The sequence below is a fragment of the Pristimantibacillus sp. Z349TD_6 genome (assembly GCF_056173205.1).
The window spans coordinates 4418468-4444008 of record NZ_CM149662.1 but is presented as its reverse complement, the minus strand read 5'-3'; the positions used below and the strand labels follow the sequence as shown (position 1 = coordinate 4444008).

At 44.8% G+C, this 25541-nt stretch carries 13 protein-coding genes; 11 read left to right on the top strand and 2 right to left on the bottom strand.

Translation table 11 applies throughout. The features are described from left to right. Positions 1–118: 118 nt before the first annotated feature. Complete coding sequence (locus AC0VYE_RS19395) at positions 119–271, bottom strand: hypothetical protein (RefSeq protein WP_475442617.1); 153 nt, start codon at positions 269–271, stop codon at positions 119–121. A gap of 384 nt (positions 272–655) precedes the next feature. On the opposite strand from AC0VYE_RS19395, the gene AC0VYE_RS19390 reads away from it, so the two are divergent. The 10 genes from AC0VYE_RS19390 to AC0VYE_RS19345 all read left to right on the top strand — a co-directional run bounded on the left by AC0VYE_RS19390 (position 656) and on the right by AC0VYE_RS19345 (position 23182). After that, positions 656–1693, top strand: coding sequence for an autoinducer 2 ABC transporter substrate-binding protein (locus tag AC0VYE_RS19390; RefSeq protein ID WP_076265625.1), 1038 nt, complete (start codon positions 656–658; stop codon positions 1691–1693). Continuing rightward, entirely contained in the window at positions 1683–3518 is a 1836-nt protein-coding gene (locus tag AC0VYE_RS19385; protein ID WP_475442616.1) for a cache domain-containing sensor histidine kinase, read from the top strand. Before AC0VYE_RS19390 ends, AC0VYE_RS19385 begins: the two co-directional genes overlap by 11 nt. A gap of 2 nt (positions 3519–3520) precedes the next feature. Beyond that, complete coding sequence (locus tag AC0VYE_RS19380; protein ID WP_475442615.1) at positions 3521–5170, top strand: response regulator transcription factor; 1650 nt, start codon at positions 3521–3523, stop codon at positions 5168–5170. Between the two features lie 224 nt (positions 5171–5394). Further along, positions 5395–6909, top strand: a complete 1515-nt coding sequence (locus AC0VYE_RS19375; protein WP_475442614.1) for a sugar ABC transporter ATP-binding protein — start codon at positions 5395–5397, stop codon at positions 6907–6909. A gap of 15 nt (positions 6910–6924) precedes the next feature. Continuing rightward, a complete protein-coding gene (locus AC0VYE_RS19370) occupies positions 6925–7974 on the top strand; it encodes an ABC transporter permease (RefSeq protein ID WP_475442613.1) in 1050 nt (349 codons plus the stop codon). A gap of 4 nt (positions 7975–7978) precedes the next feature. Then, the gene (locus AC0VYE_RS19365; protein ID WP_076265628.1) at positions 7979–8968 is read left to right on the top strand and encodes an ABC transporter permease; all 990 of its coding nucleotides are present in this window, start codon (positions 7979–7981) and stop codon (positions 8966–8968) included. 68 nt (positions 8969–9036) lie between these two features. Next, the gene (rhaS, locus tag AC0VYE_RS19360) at positions 9037–10134 is read left to right on the top strand and encodes a rhamnose ABC transporter substrate-binding protein (protein ID WP_076265629.1); all 1098 of its coding nucleotides are present in this window, start codon (positions 9037–9039) and stop codon (positions 10132–10134) included. Between the two features lie 180 nt (positions 10135–10314). After that, entirely contained in the window at positions 10315–15738 is a 5424-nt protein-coding gene (locus AC0VYE_RS19355) for a family 78 glycoside hydrolase catalytic domain (RefSeq protein WP_475442612.1), read from the top strand. 74 nt (positions 15739–15812) lie between these two features. Continuing rightward, positions 15813–16826, top strand: coding sequence for an S-layer homology domain-containing protein (locus AC0VYE_RS19350; protein ID WP_475442611.1), 1014 nt, complete (start codon positions 15813–15815; stop codon positions 16824–16826). Positions 16827–16867: 41 nt separating this feature from the next. After that, positions 16868–23182: a family 78 glycoside hydrolase catalytic domain gene (locus AC0VYE_RS19345; RefSeq protein ID WP_475442610.1), complete on the top strand. Its 6315-nt coding sequence runs from the start codon at positions 16868–16870 to the stop codon at positions 23180–23182. 265 nt (positions 23183–23447) lie between these two features. On the opposite strand, the gene AC0VYE_RS19340 is transcribed toward AC0VYE_RS19345, so the two are convergent. Next, complete coding sequence (locus AC0VYE_RS19340) at positions 23448–23879, bottom strand: MarR family winged helix-turn-helix transcriptional regulator (RefSeq protein WP_475449648.1); 432 nt, start codon at positions 23877–23879, stop codon at positions 23448–23450. 158 nt (positions 23880–24037) lie between these two features. Between AC0VYE_RS19340 and AC0VYE_RS19335 the strand changes: the two genes are divergently transcribed. Continuing rightward, positions 24038–25492, top strand: a complete 1455-nt coding sequence (locus AC0VYE_RS19335) for an MFS transporter (RefSeq protein ID WP_475442609.1) — start codon at positions 24038–24040, stop codon at positions 25490–25492. Positions 25493–25541: the final 49 nt, after the last annotated feature.

The following is a 25541-nucleotide window of genomic DNA, read 5'->3' as shown; positions in this document are numbered from 1 at the left end:
CCAAACGACAAGTTTTTTTGAATGGGCTGCTTCGCACCAACGAGCAGGAGAGCGGTCACCGTATGATCCAATTGTTTTTTATTAAGTTTTTTGTTGCAGCATCAAATGTGGTGTATGCTTACGAAATGACATCCTCATGAGGTGTTGATACATATGATTTCGCCATCTTATCCTGAATTATGTTGTCTTCTTGAACAAGCTTTGCTCCATTCAGCATGAGATATAAGCCGCCTGACAGAAATAATCCTCCTAAAATAATCCAATACAGCATGTTTCATTTCTCCTTTCTGAATCTATTTCGTTAGTCCTATCATTATAAAAGGAAATGGTGCCTGAAAATAATAGCTCGAAGTAGTCATTTCCTTGCTAAATGTGTCCGATATGTTTCGTTCATGTGAGCAATGTACCAAACAATTTCAGTGTAGGAGTTAGTATTGAATTTAACTATTATCAATTTTACTTAATGGGAGGATAGCTAAGCTGAATGTAGAATAGAGTAGCTATGAATTCCAGCGAGGGGTGGCGTCAATAAAAAGAAGAATTCAATTGATTTAGGTAAACGCTTTCAATGCTAAGGCAGTTGTTAAGCCACTACGAATTTTTTGTCATCATTTAATGAAACTATCGCAAACGGTTAATGGAAAAGGGTGAAGGCATGTTCAGGAAAATGATTGTTATCCTGTTATTATTTTTTACTGCAACCGCATGTCAGGGGCGTTACTCACAAAGTGAATATGACGTGATCCATTCCATTAAATCGAATTCAACCTCAGAGAAACAGGAAGATCATCGAAAGTACACCATCGGCATCGTACCAAAAGTGATGGGGATTTCTTATTTTAATGTCGCAGAAGAAGGTGCGATGGAAGCAGCTAATGATTTAGACGTTAATGTCATTTATGAAGGGCCACCAATCGCAGATGCATCAAAGCAGATTAATGTGATTAGACATCTTATCAATTTGTCGGTAGATGCGATTGCAGTTTCTGCAAACGATCCAGAAAAGCTGCTGCCCATCATTCTGGAAGCCAAAAGCAAGGGGATCAAGGTCATTACGTGGGATGCAGATACGAATCCAGAAGGCAGAGATTTTTTTGTCAACATGGTCGATACAGAGACATTAGGCCGCCATTTATTGGATACGCTTGCATGGAACACCGAGGAAACTGGCGAATACGCAATTATGACAGGAGCTTTCTCTGCTTCTAATCATAATGAATGGCTGAAATGGATCAAACATCAGCAGAGTGAGTTTTATCCCAAAATGAAGCTGATTGATATTGTAGAGACGGAAGATGATCCGCAAAAGGCTTATGAGAAAGCAAAACAACTGTTAGCCAAGTACCCGAATCTTGCAGGCATTATCGGCAATTCTTCTGTAGGGCCACCAGCTGCAGCACAAGCTGTAAGAGAAGCTGGTAAGACAGGTCAGGTCAAAGTTGTCGGTCTCTCCACGCCGAATTTGATGCGCGATTATTTAAAGGACGGCTCTGCACAAATGTCGACACTTTGGAGCCCCAAAAAACTTGGATATTTAACTGTTGTGCTTGCAAAAAATCTACTCGAAGGCAAGCTGCCGTATGATGGTCAAGACATTTATAATGTCGGCACTATTAGGGTGAACGGGGATACGGTCATTATGGGAGAACCGATCGATTTTACAGCAGAGAATGTGGATCAATATGATTTTTAAATTTCCAGAGCAATTGCGCTTCAGAAACTATCGGCTCAGCTCCAAGCTTATATTAGTTTATTTACTGCTTAGCGTTATCCCCATGTCGCTGCTCGGTACTTTTTCTTATTTGCAGTACACAAAATCAATTGAAGAACAAATTGGTGAATATATGCCGCGTTTTCTGTATCAAGCAAATGCGAATATTACGAAGCATATGGAGGATTTTGCAGAGCTGCATACGTTAATGTTCAACTCGGACAATATGATCGCTATTTTGCGTCGCGACTCCTATCAGAGCCGTTCACAGCTGAATCAGGACCAATTCGAGGTAAACAATTATTTAGCACGTACTTATTTAAATACGGGGAACCCCGATGTTATGGGTGTTTTCATATTTTCGAAAAACAGGTTTTTTTACAGTGCGAGGTCAAAGTTCACAGGTCTTAATGCGGATAATGCTTTTATCCCTTATGGCCAGGATCTTGATTTACGGGGAAAAGCGAAAATTATTCTTCCTAGCCAAATCAATCTGACATTCGAGAATAACGAACCCTATGTACTGATCATGAAACAGATGAATGATGTGGATAACCGCAAAAGCCTGGCGACGATGCTGGTTGCGGTGAAGCTCTCTTTTATTGACAACATATTGCGGGAGTTTGAACAAAATAATACAGCGGATTTATGGCTGATGAACCGTGAGGGCGAAATCATCTTTCATACAGATGAGGAGAAAATAGGAGACTTTGATCAAGAAATAAATCGATATCCCATTCTTAACGGCAGCTTTCGAAAAGGGTCAGGGAAAAAAGCGGTGATCGTCAGCCTTAGCGAATCGAATGATTTTGATTGGATACTAGCTCATAGCATACCGCTAAAATATTTAACAGAGCGTACAGATTTGGTTATGAATGTGACCATTTTTGTATTTATTTGCTTTGTCCTCATTACTTCGATCATTTCGATTTTCTTCGCAATGAATGTAACGCGGCCGATCAAGAAGCTTTCCCGTCTAATGAAGGATGTAGAAATGGGCAGGTTTCAGGTGGACCTTAAGGTCGAAAGCAATGATGAGATTGGAGCACTCGCGCGCAGCTTTAATTCGATGGTAGCTACGATTCATGAGCTGATCGAAACGAATTTTGATATCAAAATTAGACAGAAGGAAGCAGAGCTGTACGCCCTGCAGTCTCAGATCAATCCGCACTTCATGTACAATACGCTGGAGACCATTAACATGGCGGTAGAGGACGGCAGATCGGAAATGGTTGTCGAGATGGTTACACTGCTTGGCCGTATGCTTCGTTTTTCGGTTAGCAACAAAAACAAATTTGTAGCGATTGCGGATGAAGTCCAGCATATTAGTAATTATTTGACCATTCAGAAATATCGATTCAATGATCGGCTGTTGTTTGAAATCGATAAAAAAACGGACATCGAATCCTTTTATACACCCAAATTTATTTTGCAGCCGGTTATTGAGAATGCCATTAAATATGGTCTTGAAACCCGTAAAGGACTTGATATTCGGCTAAGCATTAGTCGTGAATTTGGTGCGCGTTCAGGTGAGGAAGATATCGTTTTTCGCATATGGGACAACGGTCCGGGTATCGATCATGATCGATTGGAGAAGCTCGAGAGGTCACTCAGATCGGAGACACTAGCCCACAAGGATTCTGGGTTTGGGCTAAGCAATGTAAACGCTAGAATTATGATTATGTTAGGCCAGCAGTATGGGTTGCAGCTTCATAGCATTTTTGGCAAGGGAACAGAGGTTATTATCCGTATTCCTGTCATCACCCTAAACGATGTGGCAGAAAAATCGAAAAGCAAGGAGGAGTAAGCATGCACAAGGCGATCAGAACATTGATTGTAGATGATGAAGAAATGATTCGAAACGGCATTGCTAGACTCATACGCTCTTGCGGTGAGGGGTGGGAAATCGTTGCGACGCTGACTGATGGCAAAGAAGCAATGGATTATTTGCATCAGTCACAAGGAGCAGTAGATTTGCTTATTACGGATGTGAAGATGCCTGTGATGGATGGTCTAACGTTAATAAGCGAGGGCAAACGCCATTACTCCTTCTTCCCGCTTGTAATTAGTGGTTATGATGAATTTCAATATATTCAGACAGCGCTTCGAGAAGGAGCTGTTGATTATTTTTTAAAGCCGATTGACCGGGAACAGTTTAAGAATCGAATGGCAGAAATCAAGGTGAAAATCGAAAGCGGACGGTTTCAGCATATGAAATGGAATGAGATGGAACGAAAATCAGAGGAGCTAAAAACATCGCAGCAAGTGCAACTGTTAAGCTATGTCACTTCGGCAGGGCTCGATATTTCGCGGCTGGGATATTGGGTGGATGAGTTTCCGAAAGGCCGGTACGTCCTTCAATATGTAAGCCTTGATGCTCTTCCTGTAAAGACAAGAAGTTATACCCCAAAAGACTGGGAAGCTTATGTTTATGTGCTTGAGAATATCATCAAAGAAATGGTAGAGAAATGTTCGAATGAATCAGAAATCATAGGATGGTGCTGGAGAGGGGACGATTCGAATTTTTGGATATTGCTGCATCTTTCCGAGGCTTATGGCGAAAACAACGGTTTATTAGAAAAAACATCGATCGAGCTGTCTGGTCAAATTCGTTCAGCGATTCAGTCCTACACGCCATTTACAGTTTCGGTTTCATGCGGCAGCTCGATTGAGGATTTATATTTGCTGCCAGAAGCAAAGGATCAAGCCTTATCATTAATGTATTATCGTTTATTATATGGCGGCAATCAGTTGTTTGGCCGAGATGGCATTCAATTCAAGACGGAGAGTTCTTCAGACCAAATGGATAATGAGCTTGTACATATTGCGCAGAGAATGAAGCAGGCAGTCGAACAAGTAAATGAGCAAGCAGCGGTTCAGTTTACGAAGGAGTTTTTTGCTCGTCTTGAAAAAATGGATTCGCCTGCCGCGATTCAACGAGCAATAATGAACGCATTTATTCTTATCCATTCGGTCGGCGTTGAAATGAAAGTGAATACGCCAATGTTAGATTCGCTCGAGAGCCGACTTCAAACGATTAAACGGGCGATAAATCTTAATGAGCTCAAAGTGGAACTCGATCAGCAGATCGCTCAGCTTGTTCTGGAAATGAAGCGAATGCGTCAAAGCGGCAGCATGAAGCCGATAGAGCAGGCCAAAGCTTGGATCATAGCTAATCTACAAGAAGACTTAACGATTAAGCGTATAGCTGAGCAAGTTTATATGAATCCCTCTTATTTCTGCCGACATTTCAAGACGCAAACAGGCGAAACGATTCTCGATTACATCACGGGTCTTAGAATGGAGAAAGCAAGGGAGCTGCTCATTGACTCACAATTAAAGCTCTACGATATAAGCGTTCAGGTTGGTTATCAGGATGTGAAGTATTTCAGCAAGCTATTCAAGCAATGGTCTGGGGAGACGCCATCTAAATATCGAGAACAGAAGTTTTCGAAATGATCGTCATTATGATAAATGAACCAAAGGGTAGGCCTAGCGCCTGCCTTTTTATTTTGTTCACAAACAGCCATACAATGTGGATTCCATATACAAAGCGAATACACTCCCCCATAAGTAACGAATGTCTCCTTCTTCACGATCTGCAATTTCGGTAAGGTAGAGCTAGAAGGAAGCAAGAAGCAGCAGCATGTAGAGAACAGCGAAGGATGGAGGGTGATTCGGCAATGGCCGAGTACATTTTGGAGCTAGAGGGAATTACAAAAACTTTTCCAGGCGTCAAGGCGCTTGATAATGTCTATTTTAAGCTAAAGCCCGGTGAGATTCATGCGTTGATGGGCGAAAATGGAGCGGGGAAATCAACCTTTATTAAGGTGATTACCGGTGTCCACCCTGCAGATGTCGGCGAGATCCTCTTTGATGGACAACGCGTGGATTTTAAAAATCCTACGGATGCGAAGCGGATGGGTATTGCAGCCATTTATCAGCATGTTACTTGTTATCCTGACTTAAGCGTCACAGAAAATATATTTATGAGGCATGAGAAAATTCAAAAAGGAACTAAGCGGATTCTTTGGAACGAAATGCATAAGGAGGCCGATAAGCTTCTGAAGGAGCTTGGCGCAGCATTCAGCCCCAAAACGCAAATGGGAGCATTAAGTGTAGCTGAGCAGCAAATCGTCGAAATTGCGAAGGCGCTTTCTGTTGATGCGAAGATCATTATTATGGATGAACCAACAGCTGCTCTTACCAATAGGGAAAGCGAAGACTTATACCGGATTACAGAGCGTTTGCGTGACAAGGGAACAGCTATTATTTTTATCTCTCATCGCTTCGAGGATATGTATCGACTGGCCAGCAAGGTGACCGTATTCCGGGATTCCAGATACATCGGAACTTGGAATGTGGATGAAATATCGAACCAAGATCTAATTATTGCGATGGTAGGTCGTGAAATTACGCAATTGTTTCCAAAGAAGGAAGCGCAGATTGGGGAAGAATTGCTTCGGGTTGAAGGACTTGGCAGAACAGGCTACTTTGCTGATATTTCTTTTGCGCTGCGAAGAGGGGAAATTTTAGGGTTGACTGGGCTCGTTGGGGCAGGACGGACTGAGGTTTGCCAAAGCATCTTCGGCATTGAGCGAAGCGATAAAGGGAAGGTGTTCTTCAAGGGGCAGGAAGTAAACATCCGAAAACCGATCGATGCGATGCGTATGGGGATTGGCTACTTGCCGGAGGATAGGCAGAAGCAGGGGCTCGTTCTACAGTGGAGCATCGGTAGAAATATTACATTATCATCGCTTGAGAAGATATCAAGCAAGGGTGTTCTTAACACCGATAAGGAAGCGAGCATCGCTAAGCAGTTAGCTGAGAAGGTAAATGTTAAAGCAAAAAGCATATTTGATTTGGCCAGCTCGCTCTCAGGCGGCAATCAGCAGAAGGTTGTATTTGCAAAGCTTCTGACTGCTGATGTGGATGTCATCATTTTGGATGAACCAACCAAAGGTGTGGATGTTGGCGCCAAATCTGCCATTTATGAAATGATTAGCGATTTGGCATGTCAAGGGTATGGAATTCTGATGGTATCGTCCGAGATGCCTGAAATGATTGGGATGTGTGATCGGGTAGCCGTCATGCGCGAGGGCCGGATAACGGCTTTTCTGGATCGCGATTCGATCTCGCAGGAAGCGATTCTTCAAGCATCAATGGCTGACGATCGCCCTCTTATACAACAACATTAAAGGTGGGCATGACACATGCAGGAGAGAGAACTCAGTACGAACGGTATAACCGCAGCTTCGCTTAGAGCTACAAGGCCAACGCGCACGCTCAGCGCTAAGATCGCCAAATTCAGAGAGCTAGGACTACTCGGATTTATTGTTTTGCTTTCCATTGGCGTTCAGCTTCGCAATCCCAGCTTTTTGACCTTGGAAAATATAAACGATATGGTGACGAACACCGCAATATTAAGCATATTGGCTGTGGGGATGATGCTCGTTATCGTTACCCGCGGAATTGACCTTTCCATCGGTGCAACATTGGCTCTTTCAGGCATGATCGCGGCACAGACAGTCAGTGCATTTCCAGAAATTCCAGCTGTCGTCGCCCTTCTGATCGGCACTTTAACGGGACTTGTCAGCGGTGTGATCATTGGTTTTCTGGTTTCCAAAATCGGTATCCTGCCCATCATAGCCACACTAGGGATGATGAACGTGTTCCGCGGGTTTACTTATCTAACTAGTGGGGGCAAATGGGTTAGTGCACATCAAATGCCTACAAGTTTCAAAGCGATGGCAACGGGAACAACGCTCGGAATCAATAATCTTATCTTTATTGCAATCCTCATTTATTTCGTCGCTTATTATTTCGTTAATCATACCCGTACGGGCAGACAAATCTATGCTGTTGGAAGCAATCCAGATTCGGCTGTCATAAGCGGCATTAAGGTAGACAAAATATTATGGCTCGTATATTCCATTATGGGCGGTCTCTCCGGCTTAGCGGGTGTGCTATGGGTGTCCAAATTTGCATCAGCGCAAGGAGATACGGCATCGGGTTATGAGCTCAGCGTAATTGCTGCGTGTGTACTAGGCGGTGTGAGCATTGCAGGCGGTTCTGGCAAAATATCTGGCATCATCCTTGGCTCTATATTGCTAGGTATTTTGAACAATGCACTTCCTTTGATTAACGTATCGCCATTTTGGCAGAACGGCATTCAAGGCGCAATTATTTTGATCGCGGTCCTTATTAATGCAATCGTCAAGCGGGGCGTTGATCGCAACAATCTTATGAGGAGGAAAATCTAACGCTATGGAGCCGAGAATTGTTACGAATAAGCAGGATTTTTCCTTCAAACGGTTTTTCCTTCAGTGGGAATGGATGTTGGTTGTATTGTTTCTTGCCATAACCGTCATGAATATGAATCTATCAGAGTTTTATTGGGATTACGATAATTTGCGAGATGCAACAATGGGTTTTCTGGATAAAGCATTTATCGTGCTCCCTATGGTGTTCATCATCATCCTCGCAGATATCGATATATCCGTCGCATCGATTGTGGCTCTATCGTCTGTTATTATGGCGGACTTATTCAATAATGGTGTCCCTATTGTGCTAGCTATGGTCATTTGTTTGGCAGTGGGCACCCTTTGCGGATGGATTAACGGCATCCTCATTGTGAAGTACAAGGAATTGTCCGCGGTCATCATTACTTTGGCAACGATGATTATATATCGGGGAATCGCCTACATTATTTTGGAGGATCAAGCAGCAGGATCTTTTCCAGAGTGGTTTAGCTATTTGGGCTGGGGGTACGTGGGACCGATTCCGTTTATCTTGATCGTTTTTGCGGTATTTGCCATAGTGTTTAGCTTACTGCTGCACAAAACCGTGTTCGGCCGGCAATTGTACGCGATGGGGAATAACATCAATGCGGCACGCTTCTCAGGCGTGAATGTCGATCGTGTAAAAGTAATCGTCTTTACGCTTGCAGGACTGATGTCCGCTGTGACTGCTTTGTTTCTAACTTCCCGTATGGGAAGCACGCGTCCTAATATTGCGATGGGGTATGAACTCGATGTCATTGCCATGGTTGTTCTTGGCGGCATTAGCACGGCTGGAGGAAAAGGAAGAATGGTAGGAGCCATACTAGCGGTCTTCCTCATAGGTTTCCTTCGTTATGGTTTAGGATTAGTCAACGTACAAGCGCAAATTCTGCTCATTATTATAGGCTTGCTGCTTATATTCGCCGTCGCTGTTCCGAGGCTTAAAGTAGGTCGGAGTCGTACGAAGAAAACTTAAGTTGGTGCAATACAGTCGATCGGCTGTTTTGTATATAAAGGATTGGACAAAAAAAGGGAGGAAAAACAATGAAAAGAAACAAGGTGTTATCCGTATGCTTAACTGTTTTGCTTACGATCTCGATGTTAACCGCATGCGGAGGAGGCAACAGCGGCAGCAATTCCAAAAATACGGGTAGCAACAAGAGCGAAGTTACAGAGAAAAACAAGGGAAATGACACAACGGACAGCACGAAAAAGAAGAAATATGCCATTATCTTTAAAAACACGGGCAATCCATACGGTGAGAAGCAAATGGAAGGCTACAAAAATGCTGTTGAAGAGCTCGGATATGAAGCGATTTTGAAGGCGCCTGATCAGCCGACAGCAGAAGCACAAATTCAAATGATTGAAGAGCTTATCTCGCAAAAGGTGGACGTGATCGCGATTGCGGCAAATGATCCGGATGCGCTCCAGCCGGCGCTGAAGAAGGCGATGAATCAAGGAATTAAAGTCCTTTCTTTAGATTCAGCGGTAAACGCAGCCAGTCGAATGGTTCATGTAAATCAAGCAGATCCTGAGCGTATCGGCCGCACACTAATTCAAGGCGTATCGGAAATGATTGGCGGCGAAGGCGAAATTGCGATCCTGAGCGCGACATCGCAAGCGACCAACCAAAACACTTGGATCGAATGGATGAAGAAAGAGCTGGAGGATTCGAAATACAGTAAAATCAAGCTCGTTAAAGTGGCTTATGGTGATGATTTGCGTGATAAAAGCGTGTCTGAGACAGAGGCGCTCTTGAAATCTTATCCGGATCTGAAAGGTATTATTGCACCGACGACAGTAGGAATCGCGGCTGCGGGCAAGGTTTTAACGGATAAGGGTCTCACTGGAAAAGTGCAATTGACCGGTCTTGGCCTGCCAAGTGAAATGGCGGAATATATCGTGAGCGGCGTATGTCAGTGGATGTATTTGTGGAATCCGATTGATGTTGGTTACTTGTCCGGTTATGCAGCAGATGCATTAGTGAATGGCAAGATTACAGGTGCGGTTGGGGATAAACTGACAGCTGGCAAACTAGGTGAGAAAGAAGTCGTGAAAGATGGTGAAGGCACGCAAATTATGCTTGGCGATCCCTTCAAATTCGATTCCTCTAACATCGCTGAATGGAAGGATGTTTATTAAAACAACCTTTCATCATTACACATAATCGAAGAATGAGAAGATTGGCCGGGTAGTCGTTGAAGGACCTGCAGCAAGCAGGATATCCTTTCTTGTACTCCCGGCTATTTTTTTATGGATTTATGTTTATTATTCCAAATTGAAAGCGATACCAATGTAATGAAAAAGGGAGTGTTTTGGCAAATGAGTAGTTTGTTCAGGAAGAAGCTGCTTGGTTTATTTTTAGCAACTGTTCTTGTCATTGCATTATTACAGCCAGTAGCCGCATTAGGAGCAGAAGGAACGGGCCAAATGACTGCATACGACTTACATACAGAGTATAGCCATAACCCAATCGGAATCGATAACACCAAGCCGAGAATCAGCTGGTTGCTTGAATCAACAGAGAGAGCACAGATGCAAACTGCCTATCAAATCATCGTCGCTTCAGAAGAGAGCCGTTTGGCTGGCAATGAAGGAGACATATGGGATTCTGGCAAAATCATGTCCAGCGATTCCAACAATGTGGAATACAAAGGAGAAGCTTTACAATCTGGAGAACGTTATTTCTGGAAAGTGAAGGTTTGGGATAACAATGATCACGCTTCAGCATGGAGTGAACCGGGCTCGTGGGAAATGGGATTGCTCGCGCCAGCTGATTGGCAAGCCAAGTGGATTGCCGCCTCCACACCTGCGACCGTGCCGTCAAGCTATTCCATCGAGCTGGATTTTACAATATTAAATGATGGGGCTGCCATTTTGTTTGGCGGATCTAATGCCTCCAATAATTTTTTCTGGCAGTTTAATGTAAAAGAAAAAGCATATGCCCAGTTTCGGCCACACACGAATGTCGGCGGTACGAAGCTTATGAAGGAAGTAGATATTTCACGGGTCATTCCGAATGACAAGCAATTGAATGTTGCTTATCATCTGAAAATTGAAGTGAATGGCAAAGAAATCAAAACCTATATCAACAATGAGTTAATCGACACGATGAAAAATGACAATATTTCGTTCGGTCCTATTGGATTCCGCCAGCATAAAGACGCAAGGACGAATGAGCGCGCCTTGTTCGACAATATCGTCATTAAGGATGAACACGGCAAGGAGTTGTTTCAAGCAAATTTTGATGATAAGGAAGCAGCAAGCTTTGAAGGGGGGCAATTAACGGAAGATGGAAAACTTCTCGTAGAGAACGGCACCTTTTATCAGAAAGTCGAGAGTAGAAGCTCACCTATGTTGAGGAAAGATTTTGAAATAGCGAAGCCAGTGCGTAAAGCGACTGTTTACTCGACGGCGCTTGGACTTTATGAGCTCAGCCTAAATGGGACACGAGTAGGCAGCGATTACTTTAATCCAGGATGGACGGATTACAATAAGCGTTTGCAGTATCAGACCTATGATGTAACCGACATGCTCCTTGAAGGAGGAAATGCGGTTGGGGCAATGCTGGGTGACGGCTGGTACGCGGGAAATGTGGCACATGTTGGTCCAAATCAGTACGGAACAGAGCTGTCGTTTTTATTCCAATTAAAAATTGAATACGAGGATGGCACAAGTGAAACGGTAATGACCGATTCTTCTTGGCATTCAACGACTTCGGGACCCGTTCGCTACTCCGACATTCTGATGGGAGAGACATATGACGCTCGCAAAGAAATGGATAAGTGGAACCGTTCGAATTATGATGCTTCATCATGGAACGATGTAAAAGAGGTCAGCCATTTCCGCGGGAAGCTGGTTGCACAGGTAGGTCCTACCGTCAAGGCGACGGAAGAATTGAAGCCGATCTCAGTGAAGCAGCCAAGTGCCGGCACTTACATTTTTGATATGGGACAGAACATGGTTGGCTGGGCAAGGTTAAAAGTCGAAGGCACTGCCGGAACGAAAGTGAAGCTGCGGTTTGCCGAGATGCTGAATGATGATGGGACGCTTTACACGGAGAACTTGCGTACAGCTAAACAAACAGATGAATATGTCCTAAATGGAAGTGGTCTTGAGCAATATGAACCGCATTTCACATTCCACGGTTTCCGTTACGTAGAAGTGACCGGATATCCGGGTGAACCTGCTTTAGATAGCATAACGGGGATTGTTGTTCACACCGATACACCGAAGACCGGGACATTTGAAACCTCAAATCCGATGGTCAATCAGCTTTACAGCAACATCACTTGGGGACAACGCGGAAATTTTTTAAGCGTTCCAACAGACTGTCCGCAGCGTAATGAACGAATGGGCTGGACAGGAGACGCGCAGGTGTTCGTTCGTACTGCTACCTATAACATGGAAGTTCCAGGGTTTTACGAGAAGTATATGCGGGATGTTGTTGATGCTCAGGGGGCAAATGGAGCGTTCCCGGACGTTGCGCCAAATGTTAGCGGGATGGGTAACGGAAGCAACGGCTGGGGAGATGCAGGCGTTATTATCCCATGGACATTGTATTTAGCTTATAACGACACTTCCGTTATCAAAGAGCATTATGATGCGATGGCGAAATGGATCGAGTTTCTCAAAACGAACAGCAACAAGCTCATTCGGCCAGCCGGTGGTTACGGAGACTGGTTGAGCGTGAATGAAACCACACCAACGGATGTGGTGAATACGGCCTATTTTGCATATAGCACGAATTTGTTGTCCAAAATGGCAGCGATTATTGGGAAAACAGACGATGCGGAGAAATATAGTCAATTATTCAAAGATATTAAAGCTGCTTTTAACACCGCGTTTGTTGGTTTGGACGGACAGATCAAAGGCAATACGCAAGCAGGTTATGTGTTTGCTCTGCACATGGATTTATTGGATGGAGATATCAAGAAGAAAGCTGCTGAGCATCTAGTTAACAATATTAAGAGTAAAAACTGGCATCTGTCGACTGGTTTTCTTGGTGTAGGTTATTTGCTGCCGGTACTTACAGAAGCGGGCTATACAGAGGTTGCTTATCGCTTGTTGACGAACGATACGTACCCCTCATGGGGATACAGCATCAAAAATGGCGCAACGACCATTTGGGAGAGATGGAATTCCTATACACAGGAGAATGGATTCGGTGACGCAGGAATGAACTCTTTTAACCATTATTCGCTTGGCTCCGTTGGAGAATGGATGTTCCGCTATGCGGCAGGAATCGAGGCAGATCCTGAGCAGCCCGGATTCAAACATATTATCATTCAGCCTACACCTGGAGGTGAGTTTAGCCATGTGAATGGAGAATACAAGTCTATTTATGGCTTGATCAAGAGCCGCTGGGAGCAGGAGGGCTCAGCCTTCAAGCTGAATGTGACGATTCCAGTTAATACAACAGCGACTGTATACATACCAGCGGTAGATAAAGCATCCGTGAGCGAAGGCGGACAGCTTGCTGAAGAAGCCGTTGGTGTCAAGTTTTTGCGAATGGAAGGGGACAAAGCGGTCTATTCGGTCGGATCTGGAGCATACTCGTTCGCTAGTACGATGGCTGATTCCAACTTAAAGCTGGAAAGCATCAACTTAAGCAGCAAAGCATCGAAGCTGCAGCAAGGTGAACAAACTCAGCTTATATTAAGCGGAAGTATGGATAATGGCCTGGAAGCCGATTTCACTAACGCTGAGATCAAGTATGAGAGCAGCAACACTAATGTGATCAAGGTTGCTGATAACGGAATCGCAGCTGCAGTTGGACCCGGCTCCGCAGAAATTACGGCAACTGTAAAATCAGGAGAAGTTGTGCTTACTTCCTCTATTAAGTTGATCGTAGTTACCGGGGCGAATCTGGCGTTAGGCAAAAAGGCAACCGCACGCGAAACGTTGGAGATTTCGCCAGAGTGGGGGGCAGCAGGGCTCACGGACGGCAATTTGGCGCGAAAATATTCATCAACAGGATCTCCTTCGCAATCTCAGGAAAACAACCCGCTTTGGGTAGAGATTGATCTGGGTGCCAATCAAGATCTGAATAGTGTGGTGTTGTATCCAAGAACGGACTCCAGTACAAAAGATTCACGAACCGCTTCCTACCCTATCGATTTCCTTATTCAGGTTAAGGCTGATGGAGGAGATTATATAGAAGTAAAGAGGATGACTGGAGAGCCGAATCCGTTGATGCTGCCACAGCTGTATACGTTTGAAAACCAAACCGCTAGATATGTGAGGCTGTCAGTTAATAAGCTTGGGGAAATGGCAGCAGACGATATTTACTATAGGCTCCAATTAGCTGAGCTGGAGGTATATAACAATCAGGCTGGTTTGCCCGTTACTGGCATAAGCTTGGATCGTACTTCGCTCGAAATGAAGGATGGAGAAAGCATCGAAATTGCTACGACAGTGCTTCCGGCAAATGCTGCAAATAAGCGTGTACATTTTGAGTCGAATCACGAGAACATTATCATCACAAATGTTCATTATGATGAAGCAAGTGATACTACCAAAGCAACTGTAACAGCAACCAATAAGGGAGCAGATCAAGTAAATGGCGTCATAACTGCGACGACAGAAGATGGCAGCAAGACGGCTTCGCTAAATGTTACGGTAACCGCAGCTTCCGCAGAAAAAGATATGGCTGTTTTATCAGGAAGTAACACTGTCATAGCAGGACAGGAAACGGAGTGGACGGTTGGTGCAGAAAATGTTAGCTCAAGCATCACAGCACTAGATGTTATTGTTCATTATGACCCGCAGAAATTCGAATTCCAGACGGTTGGGGAGAGTACTTACCTTTCGCTGGACCCATCGGTCATTCAGTCGTTGAAGCCGAATTTCGAAGTGTTTGGAACGGCGGTTAAACCCGAGCTTGGCCAGATTCGGATCATCATGGTCACCTCAGGCCAGCAGCAAGCAGGTATTGACGGTGGCTATCTGTTCCGCCTCCACGCGAAGGTGAAACCGAGTGCGCCAGCAGGCAATACAACGGTATCTCTGTCTGATTTCCAAGTGTCGGATAGTGGGAAGGGAACAATGATGAATGTATCGCGAGCTGTGCTCTCGATGGAAGTGCTCCTCGCTGACAAAACAGCGCTGAATACGGCAATCGAACAAGCGCAGGCGTTACATGATGCCGCAATGGAAGGCACGCAGCCGGGCCAGTACCCAACGGGTTCTAAGGCGGCATTGCATGCAGCAATCAACAGTGCGATTGATGTGAAGAATGATCCGAATGCCACAGTTACGCAAGTCACCGCAGCGCTTAACGGCTTGAATGCAGCAGTAAAAGTGTTTAACGAATCGGTGATCCCATCAGCTCCTGGTGACAGGACGGAGTTAAACCGATTGATTGCAGAAGCACAATTAAAACATGACAGGGCAATCGAAGGTACAAAGGTCGGCAAGTACGCTGCGGGATCAAAAGCGCTTCTGCTGGCAGCCATTAACACAGCCAAGAATACAGGAAGCAGTCAGTGGCAAATAGATGAGGCTGTAACGACACTAAACAAAGCTCTTCAAGTTTTCAAAGCGAAGATTGTGACACTGATCGAGGGACAAACGAAGGTTACGATTCGAGATCTGTCGATCATAGCGAATTTCTATGGTGTCACCTCCAAAGATCCAAACTGGTTTGAAATTGAGAAAGCAGATGTGATCGGCGCAAATGTAATCGACATTCGTGTATTAGCTTCTATTGCGCAAATGATTCTTGAAGAGTGGAGCTTGGAATAGACATACGAATTTCGAATAGGAGGCAGGCACACTAACCTGCCTCATAAACTCTGCTATGAAAGGATTCATGCGATATGTCGAATGCAAAACGAATGGCGATAATATTCACAATTTTAATCAGTATGTTCAGTTTAATGCCTTTTTCGGCAATGGCGGATAAGGCAGCTGCTTCTTTTGAACTAAAGATTACTAGTCAAGAAGCCAAAACTGAAATAACAGTAGTAGGAAAAAACTTAACCGATGTATTTGCCTATGATATTTCGATGAAATACGATTCCACTCGATTGAAATTTGTTGGAGCACGTACTGCTTTGACAGGTTTTTCTGTCGATCCGATCGTAAAGAAGGGGACCATTCGGTTTGCCCATACGAAGACAGGCAATTCAGCTGGCGAGACAGGGGACAATGAGTTGGTAGTGCTGAAATTCGAGCGAATGGCTGAGGGGAATGCTGAGGTCAGCCTTCAAGCTGTGCAGCTTGTTAATTCGAAATTGGAGATGAATGAACTGAAACCTGTGCTGCAGGTAACTGTAGCTGGAAAATCTATTACTATGGATTGGAAAGATATTAAAGGACATTGGGCGGAAAGTTCGATTAGGGAAGCGGCTGAGCTCGGTTTTGTTACGGGATATGCCGATGGAACATTCCTTCCTAACCGCGCAGTAACGCGTGCGGAGTTCTCAGCTATGATGGTTCGGGCGCTTCATCTAGAACCTGGAGCTGATAGTAAACTTGCCTTCAACGATAGCGATCGAATAGCTGCGTGGGCGAAACCGTATATCGCAACAGCGGTTAAGGCAGGTCTATTAAAAGGTTATGATGACGGAAGCTTCCGCGCAGACCAGTTAATTAATCGGACAGAAATGGTTGCTGTCGTCGTGAGGGCTCTTGATCTAAAAGCAGACCAAAATACGAAGCTGCAGTTTGCGGATGCGTTAGAAATTCCTGTTTGGGCGACTGGTTACGTAGCTGCAGCTGTGGAGACAGGAATAATTAAAGGGCGAAATGGTAATCGGTTTGCACCTCATGAGCATGCTACTCGGGCGGAGTCGGTAGTCGTCATCCTTGCAATGCTGAAGCAAAAATAGAACGATAAACAATAACAAAGGAAAGTCGAGGGGAAAAAAGTATGAGGAAAACCATGAGTCTTCTATTAGCTTTGGTGATTGGCTTCACATTATGCTTGCCTATGACTAGTACGGCGTATGGCGAAGCGGGTGGAACGGGAGCAACGATGGCGGTAACCGATTTAACGACGGAGTACACGAACAATCCGATCGGAATTGATGTGGTGAAGCCGAGGATGAGTTGGAAGCTTCAGTCCGATAAACGTGGACAGCTTCAAACAGCATACGCCATTCAGGTAGCCAGCACCAAACAGAAATTGCTGGATAATCAACCGGATGTGTGGAATACCGATAAAGTTGATACGAATCAATCGGTAAATGTCGTTTATGACGGCAAACCTCTGGAGTCCGGCAAACGTTACTTTTGGAGAGTAAAAGTATGGGACTTGAACAATGAGAAGGCATCAGAATGGAGTGATCCTGCTTGGTGGGAAATGGGTCTTCTCCATGATTCGGATTGGCAAGCAGAATGGATCGGTATGAGCGACGCGAACAATATGACAACAGAAGGTCTTAAATGGGTTTGGTTTCCGGAAGGGAATCCGGCTTCAAATGCTCCTGCAGGAGATCGCTATTTTCGCAAAACCATTCAATTGCCGTTAGACCGGACAATAACACAAGGGAAATTTTTATTAACTGCGGATGATGGGTTCGTGCTATATGTTAACGGGAAGCGAATGGGCAGTTCTATCAAAGCGGTCGATTCATGGAAAGAAGGCAAAATTGTAGATGTCTCAAGTGCACTCATTCCTGGAGCTAATACGATTGCAATCCAAACATCAAACGATGGCGGACCTGCTGGTCTGCTTGGCAGCTTGAAAGTGGTATTCGAGGAAGGAACACCACTTCAATTGAATATGGATCAAGGTTTGAAAGCGGCCAAGGTAAAGATGGAGGGATGGGAGAAATCAGATTTTGATGACAGCAGCTGGTCAGCTGCGATGATCGTCGCATCCTATGGAGAGTCGCCGTGGGGGGAAAATGTAAAAATTACAGCTTCGCCTCCTTACATTCGCAAAGGTTTCTCTTTAGAGAAGTCCATTGCAAAAGCAAGACTTTACTCCAGCGCTCTCGGAATATATGAACCTAGCATTAACGGCAAACGTGTAGGCGGAGATTTATTTACGCCAGGATGGACAGATTACACCAAGCATATTCAATACCAGACCTATGACGTAACTGATTTGCTTCAAAACGGTGACAACGTCATTGGCGCTATATTGGCAGAGGGATGGTATTCCGGACATGTCGGTTTTATTGGTCCGAACATTTATGGCGATAGCAACTATTTGTTCATGCAATTGAATCTTGAGTACACAGACGGTTCAACTGAAACGATTGGAACGGATCAATCATGGAAATGGGCAGCAGGGCCAATTGTATCTTCTAGTATTTTGATGGGAGAGACCTATGATGCAACGAAGGAATTAGACGGATGGGATACACCTGCCTTCGATGCAACGAGCTGGGATTCGGTTCAAAAATTAGAGAAAGAAGTGACTGGGAAGCTAGTCGCTCAGGATGGCCCAACGGTTCAATTAATTGAAGAAATGAAGCCGATTAAGATGACAGAGCCGGAACCTGGCAAATATGTGTTTGATTTAGGACAGAACATGGTCGGAACCGTAAGGCTAAAAGTAAGCGGTGAAGCGGGTCAAACGGTTACTCTTCGACATGCAGAGGTATTAAACCCGGACGGGACCTTCTATACAGCAAACTTGCGCGCGGCAAAAGCAACGGACCGATATACCTTGAAGGGCGGCGGAGATGAAGTATATGAGCCGAAGTTTACGTTTCATGGTTTCCGTTATGTGGAGGTAACGGGTTATCCCGGCGTGCCGAGTATGGATGCCGTTACAGGGCTGGTCATGCATACAGCAGCACCGTTTAGCGGCAAGTTAGAAACTTCTAGTGCGATGTTGAATCAACTGCAAAGCAATATTACTTGGGGACAGCGAGGCAATTTCTTGGAGGTTCCTACCGATACGCCTGCCCGTGACGAGCGTTTGGGTTGGACCGGTGACATCAATGTCTTTATTGGAGCTGCTGCTTTTAATATGGACGTGGCAAAGTTTATAGGAAGCAAATGGATGAGAGATTTGAGAGATGGACAATCAATTAACGGTGCTTTTCCCGATGTAGCGCCTAATGTTCTCGGAGAAAGAGGCAATGCCGGCTGGGGGGATGCTGGCGTTACCGTTCCGTATACCATTTGGCAGCGTTACGGAGATATTCGTGTTATTGAAGAAAATTATGATGAAATGGTTCACTGGATCGAATATATGAGAAAAAATAGCTCTGGACTTATTCGTCCGTCGTCCATGTATGGTGATTGGCTGGATGTGAATGATCCAACGCCAGGCGATTTAATTTCTACCGCTTATTTTGCGTACAGTACAAAACTGGTATCCGAAATGGCGCATGCCATCGGCCGTCAAGAGGATGCTGACAAGTACGAGCAGCTTTATGGGCAAGTGAAAGCAGCGTTTATTAAAGCCTATGTTAGCGAAGATGGAAAAGTTAAAGGAAATAGCCAAACGGGATACGTGTTAACTTTGTACATGGATTTGGTTCCCGAATCGAAACGTCAAGCTGCCGCGGATCATTTGGTAGAGCTGATTAAAGCGCGCGACTGGCATTTATCAACCGGTTTTCTTGGCACGAGAGATTTATTGCCGGTATTGAGCGAAACGGGACATTTGGATGTTGCTTACCGATTGCTCAACAATGACACCTATCCTTCATGGGGATATCAGATCAAAAATGGTGCGACTACGATGTGGGAGCGCTGGGATTCTATTAAGCCGGATGGCAGTTTCCAAGATATTGGCATGAACTCCTTTAACCATTACGCTTATGGAGCAGTCGGAGATTGGATGTATCAAAATATTGCCGGCATTCAACAGGACCCTGCAAGTCCGGGTTATAAGCATATTTTGATTAAACCTCGACCTGGTGGAGATTTGACTAGTGCCAAAGGATCGTACAATTCTGTTTACGGCATGATTGTAAGCGATTGGAAAAAAGAAGGGGATATTTTTAGCCAGCATGTCACGATTCCAGCAAATACAACGGCTACGGTCTATATCCCTGCTGACAGCAAGTGGGCAGTAACAGAAAGCGGCCAATTTGCATTGTCGGTGGAAGGGGTACAATTTGTTGGTATGGAGGAAGGAAATGCGGTATTCACAGTAGGTTCGGGTGATTATCAGTTTGTAGTTGATCCTATTATTGGAGATTTAGGCAGTGCCCTTGATGAGGCGGACAAATTTCAAAATGAAGTAATAAGCTATTCCAATAATGGAGAGCTCACCAGCGAACAAACCCAGGCACTTTCAGGTAAAGGCGAGGCGCTTGCTAGCCGAATTGAAGCAAGTATTGAGGCGTACAAAGCCGGTGATGATGCTCTCTTTATCGAGCAAGTTCATCATGCTTTATATGAAACAGACGGTTTACAGCAATGGTTGCAAGAACAAAGCGATGCTGGGTCAATAAACGATGCTATTGTTAAAAATTTAGCAAATCTCATTTCAAACGCAACAACGTTTTTGTCAGCCATTAGCAATGAAAAGCTAGGAATAAAGTGGTTAATTAGCCCTTCCGAGGTATCCGTACTGCCCGGAAACACATTTACAGTTGAAGTGAAAGCAACTAACGATGGCGATGCGAGCATTAATGATGTGCGTTATACTCTCCAGAAACCCGAAGGATGGGAAGTCACTTCGATAGGAGATAACCAAACGGCTGTCATTAAACCAGGTGAAACGTTTGCTGCTGCATTCCGTGTGAAAGTGTCGGAGCAACAAAAACCCACTAGCCTATTTAATATAGTTGGCAGCGGAAGCTACAAAATAAATGATGCATCAGTGGAAGTGCCTTTGAAGACGACAATAAAGATCGATTCGCCAATCATTATCAAAGCATTAAAGGCAGAACCAGCAACAATCGAGCCTAGCGGTACAGCAACGGTTAATACAACCATTCAAAATAAAGGAAGCTTTTCCGTTGAAGGATCTATAGAGCTAAGTGCTCCTTTAAACTGGACGGTTTCCCCTGCACGCCAAGCCTATAGCCTTGAAGCTGGTGAAGAAAAGAATATTAGTTTTGAGGTAAAATCTCCGCTTCTTGCAGTTGAAACGGCTGCTGAGCTGCATGCGATTGCTTCTTTTAATGGAGCTGAAGCAGCCAAGAGCAGTACGGCCATTCAAGTGCGTTATAAAAACCCGCCGCTAGACTTCTACGATCATGTAGACGTTGGCGAACAAGGCTCTGAACAAAAACATAATGTAAAGTTTTCCGCTCAGTCCGGTGCAAATGTGGAGGAGGGATTAACGAGAAGGTATGTTAATCATGGAGACGCAAATGGTTATTTCCAATTTGATATGACCGTTGAGCCAGGCAAACCTTTCATCATTAGGGCAATCGAAACGTATGATCGGGCACAATTGAAAGATTATTATGTGTTGGTAAACGGAACGAAAGTGCTCAGCCGCGTGAATGAAAAAGACAGCCGAGGTATTGTGACCTATCAATTTGTTGTTGATGATATCTCTTTAACAAAAGATGGAAAGGTGACTGTTCGGTTCCAAGAAGATGAAGAAGGACGCAATTATGATCCTTCGATTGCCGACGTTTGGACGATGCCGCTGAACGCAGAATATGTCTCATTACAGGATATTCCGGCTAGAGTGGCTGGAGATTCCATAACGATAGCGGGGTATACGACGCTCGATAAAGTGGAGGTAAAGGTACTAGGGCCGAATCAAGCAATGTTGTTCAATAAAGAATTGCCTGGCGGTGTATTTAGCGAATCCTACTTAATAGAAAAAGATGCGTCTTCGGGAACTTATACAGTGGTTGCAGGCAATGGAACGACGCAAGCAATCAAGCGTTTCGAAGTAAGCGCAAATATCCCTGTTACTGAACTAAATCTGGATCGTTCTTCCATCGAATTGAAGGATGGTGAAAGCATTGAAATTTCTGCTACCGTCTTTCCGGCGAATGCAACAAACAAAAATGTGCATTTTGTCTCTAATCATGAGAACATCGTAGTCACGAATGTTCATTATGATGAGGCTAGTGCAGTAACCAAAGCAACCGTTACGGCAACCAATAAGGGAGCGGAAGCATTAACGGGTCTCATAACGGCGACGACGGAAGATGGTGCAAAAACAGCTGCGCTGAATGTCAAGGTAACCGCAGTTGCTTCAGAAAAAGATATGGCCACACTGTCAGGTACTGCAATGGTATTAGCAGAGCAGGAGGCAGAGTGGACGATTGGAACGGACAATATAAGTTCAAATTTCACGGCTCTTGATGTTATTTTTCATTATGATCCGCAGAAGTTTGAATTCCAGACAGTGAAAGAAGGCGTATCTCAAGCGTTAGATCCGTCAGCCATTCAATCGTTGAAGCCGAATTTCGCTGTATTCGGGAGTGCGGTTAAACCCGAGCTTGGCCAAATTCGAATCATTATGGCAACCACGGGTGAGCAGCAAGGCGGCATCGACGGTGGTCCTTTGTTCAGCCTCCACGGTAAGGTGAAGGCAGGTGCGAAGGCAGGCAGCACGACCGTCTCGTTGTCTGATTTCGAAGTATCGATGAATGGCAAAGGAACGATAATGAATGTATCCCAAGCTTCGCTATTGATCGAAGTGAATCTTGCTGATAAAACGGCGCTGAATGCAGCAATTCAGCAAGCGGAGTCCGCTCATGAAGCTGCGGTGGAAGGAGCTTTACCTGGTCAGTATCCAATTGGAGCTAAAGCAGCATTGCAAGCAGCAATCCTCAGCGCGACAGCCGTCAAGAATGATGCGAATGCGACAGGTGAGGAAGTTGCTGGTGCGCTTAATGCTTTGAATGCGGCTATGAAACGGTTTGCCGACTCGGTCATTCCATCGATTCCTGTGGACAGAACCGTATTGAACGCTGCGATTGCAGCAGCACAGACGAAACATGACAGGGCGATTGAAGGGACTAAGGTTGGGAAGTATGCTGCAGGATCAAAAGCGACGCTTCAAGCAGCCATCAATACAGCCAAAAACGCTGGCAACAGCCAGTGGCAGGTGGATGAAGCTGTAACGTTGCTAAACAAAGCTGTTCAAGTATTCACAGCGAAGATCGTGACATTAATCGAGGGACAAACGAAGGTTACGATTCGAGATCTATCGATTATTGCGAAGTTCTACGGTGTAACCTCAGCAGATCCGAACTGGTCCGAAATTGAGAAAGCAGATGTGCTAGGCATACATGCAATTGACATTCGTACTTTAGCGGCAGTTGCCCAAATGATCCTCGACGAGTGGCGCATAGAATAGCATTTTTGTAATAGATTATGAAAAATAATGGTTATGCTTAAAATTAAGACACAGGTTCAAAGATCAAGGAAAAGAGCAGGTTATCGAAAAGATAACCCGCTCTTTTTTTTCGCATTCCATTTGTATTCCAGAGCTTATCTCTGAGCATAACTTAATGACATTGCTCAGTTCAGGAGCTCTTTCTCATTCAAAATAAGAATCGTTCATGACCGCCTTAGGCCTCACTTGATGAAGCTGCTCCATTGGCGTGCGTTCCGTAACGCACTTATAGGTTCGCAGAATTCTTATTGATCTTTTGGAGCAAAGTAACCAATAGCTCTATCTCTTCTGCTGATAATCCTTCAGCAAGCGTGTTATTTATTTCCGCAAGAATCGCTTGGAGCACCGGAGCAAACTCAACTGCCTTCGATGTCGGGTAGAGCAGGGAAGAGCGGCGGTCCTTAGGATCAACTCTCCGCTCGATATATCCGGACTCCTCCAGCTGCTTTACTGAACGAGCCGTTGTTGCCTTATCAAATTTCAACTCATTGGTCATTTGGTCCTGTGTAATGCCAGGTTGTTTCAGAATCAGCTTAAGGAAGCTTGGCTGCCCGCCGCTACCGATACCATAGGGCAAAAGCTCACCCGCGAGCTTTTTTTGATTCTGGCGATGAAGCTGAGAGATCAGCTTGGCGATCGGTTCATGGTTCGATTTCATCATGTGCACCTCTTTAAATAAATTTCTAAAAGTCGATTAACCTTTCTTCAAACACTACATGAAATTGGTTGCGTACGCAACTACATTGTAGTACACTGGGTGTATTATTTGGTTGCGTTCGCAACTATATATCAATAAAGAGGCATGAGGTGCTAGTTATGAGTACAATCGGTGCAACCTATCAAGAGGATGAGGCGATCCAGAAAAAACGCTGGATGATCCTGATCGTATTAAATTTATTCACTTTTATGGCGACGCTTGATGGCAGCATTGTCAATATCGCATTGCCTGTGCTGGTCAAGCAGCTGCATTTGCCGCTAGCGCAGGTAGAGTGGGTGACGACCATCTATTTAATGTCGATTTGTTCGGCCATACTTTTCTTTGGAAAGCTAGGGGATATTGCAGGCAAAATAAAAATTTTCAAAATTGGCATGGTCGTTTTCATTTTCGGATCACTGCTTTGCGGACTAAGCTCATCCCTAACCTTCCTCATCGCTTCACGGGTTATACAGGCGATTGGGGCTTCGATGACTATGGCAAACAGCCAGGGCATTGTCACCGATATTTTCCCGTCCACAGAGAGGGGCAAAGCGATTGGGCTGATCGGTACCTTTGTTTCGTTAGGCAGTATTGCGGGACCTAGCTTAGGCGGCATTATTGTCTCGACCTTAGGCTGGGAATATATATTCTGGGTGAACGTTCCGATCGGACTGATTGCCATTATCCTCGGATGGAAGGTATTGCCTACGGACTTTATCAAGGTAAAATCTAAAATCGATATTCCCGGCAGTCTTTTGTTCGCCGTGTTCATTATCGCGCTGTTTGCTGGACTGCTGCTTGGTCAGCAATTAGGGTATGGAGACAGCCTAATTATTTTATCATTGATCGTAGCAGGTGCTGCTTTCATCGCTTTTATAGGAGTGGAGCTTCGCATTTCTCATCCGCTGTTGCAGCTTTCGCTATTTAAAAATTCTTTGTTTTCACTCAGTATTGTTTGCGGCTTTCTTGTGTTTGTAGCTAACTTCTGCTTTAACATTATTGCACCTTTCTATGCGCAGAATATGCTGGAGCTGTCCCCCTTCTATGCAGGGTTCCTGCTTATGTTATTTCCGATCTGTATGGTCGTCATCTCTCCGATAAGTGGTGCATTATCGGATAAGATTGGCTCTGAAGCACTCACCTTCGCTGGACTAATCGTGATGGTCATTGCACAATTTGGGCTAGCCCGCCTGCATGACGGCAGCTCTGTTGTGCTCGTGGGCGTATGGATCGCTATGCTCGGCATCGGCAGCGGTTTATTTCAGCCGCCAAACAATTCTTTAATCATGTCCAAGGTTCCACGCACACAGCTCGGTTCTGCCGGCAGTGTCAACTCACTGGTCCGCAACGTGGGCATGGTTGTCGGCATTACCCTTGCCACTACTATTTTATTTCACGAAATGAGCAGCAAAGCCGGATACCGGGTAACCGACTTGATTCCAGGCCAACCTGCTATTTTCCTATCCGGCATGCATGTCGTATTCATGACGTCATCGGCCATTTGCTTAGCATGTGCAATTCTGACAGGCTGGCGACTCGTCATTATGAAAAAAGCAAAAAGAGCAACCGCCTAAAACCGCAAGACTCTAAGTATTTTTTCACGTTCTTGACTTCACAGTCAAG

Bases quoted from the DNA above. Each gene is read 5' to 3' on its own strand.
- AC0VYE_RS19395 (WP_475442617.1), bottom strand. From the start codon at position 271: ATGCTGTATTGGATTATTTTAGGAGGATTATTTCTGTCAGGCGGCTTA.
- AC0VYE_RS19390 (WP_076265625.1), top strand. From the start codon at position 656: ATGTTCAGGAAAATGATTGTTATCCTGTTATTATTTTTTACTGCAACC.
- AC0VYE_RS19385 (WP_475442616.1), top strand. From the start codon at position 1,683: ATGATTTTTAAATTTCCAGAGCAATTGCGCTTCAGAAACTATCGGCTC.
- AC0VYE_RS19380 (WP_475442615.1), top strand. From the start codon at position 3,521: ATGCACAAGGCGATCAGAACATTGATTGTAGATGATGAAGAAATGATT.
- AC0VYE_RS19375 (WP_475442614.1), top strand. From the start codon at position 5,395: ATGGCCGAGTACATTTTGGAGCTAGAGGGAATTACAAAAACTTTTCCA.
- AC0VYE_RS19370 (WP_475442613.1), top strand. From the start codon at position 6,925: ATGCAGGAGAGAGAACTCAGTACGAACGGTATAACCGCAGCTTCGCTT.
- AC0VYE_RS19365 (WP_076265628.1), top strand. From the start codon at position 7,979: ATGGAGCCGAGAATTGTTACGAATAAGCAGGATTTTTCCTTCAAACGG.
- rhaS (WP_076265629.1), top strand. From the start codon at position 9,037: ATGAAAAGAAACAAGGTGTTATCCGTATGCTTAACTGTTTTGCTTACG.
- AC0VYE_RS19355 (WP_475442612.1), top strand. From the start codon at position 10,315: ATGAGTAGTTTGTTCAGGAAGAAGCTGCTTGGTTTATTTTTAGCAACT.
- AC0VYE_RS19350 (WP_475442611.1), top strand. From the start codon at position 15,813: ATGTCGAATGCAAAACGAATGGCGATAATATTCACAATTTTAATCAGT.
- AC0VYE_RS19345 (WP_475442610.1), top strand. From the start codon at position 16,868: ATGAGGAAAACCATGAGTCTTCTATTAGCTTTGGTGATTGGCTTCACA.
- AC0VYE_RS19340 (WP_475449648.1), bottom strand. From the start codon at position 23,879: ATGAAATCGAACCATGAACCGATCGCCAAGCTGATCTCTCAGCTTCAT.
- AC0VYE_RS19335 (WP_475442609.1), top strand. From the start codon at position 24,038: ATGAGTACAATCGGTGCAACCTATCAAGAGGATGAGGCGATCCAGAAA.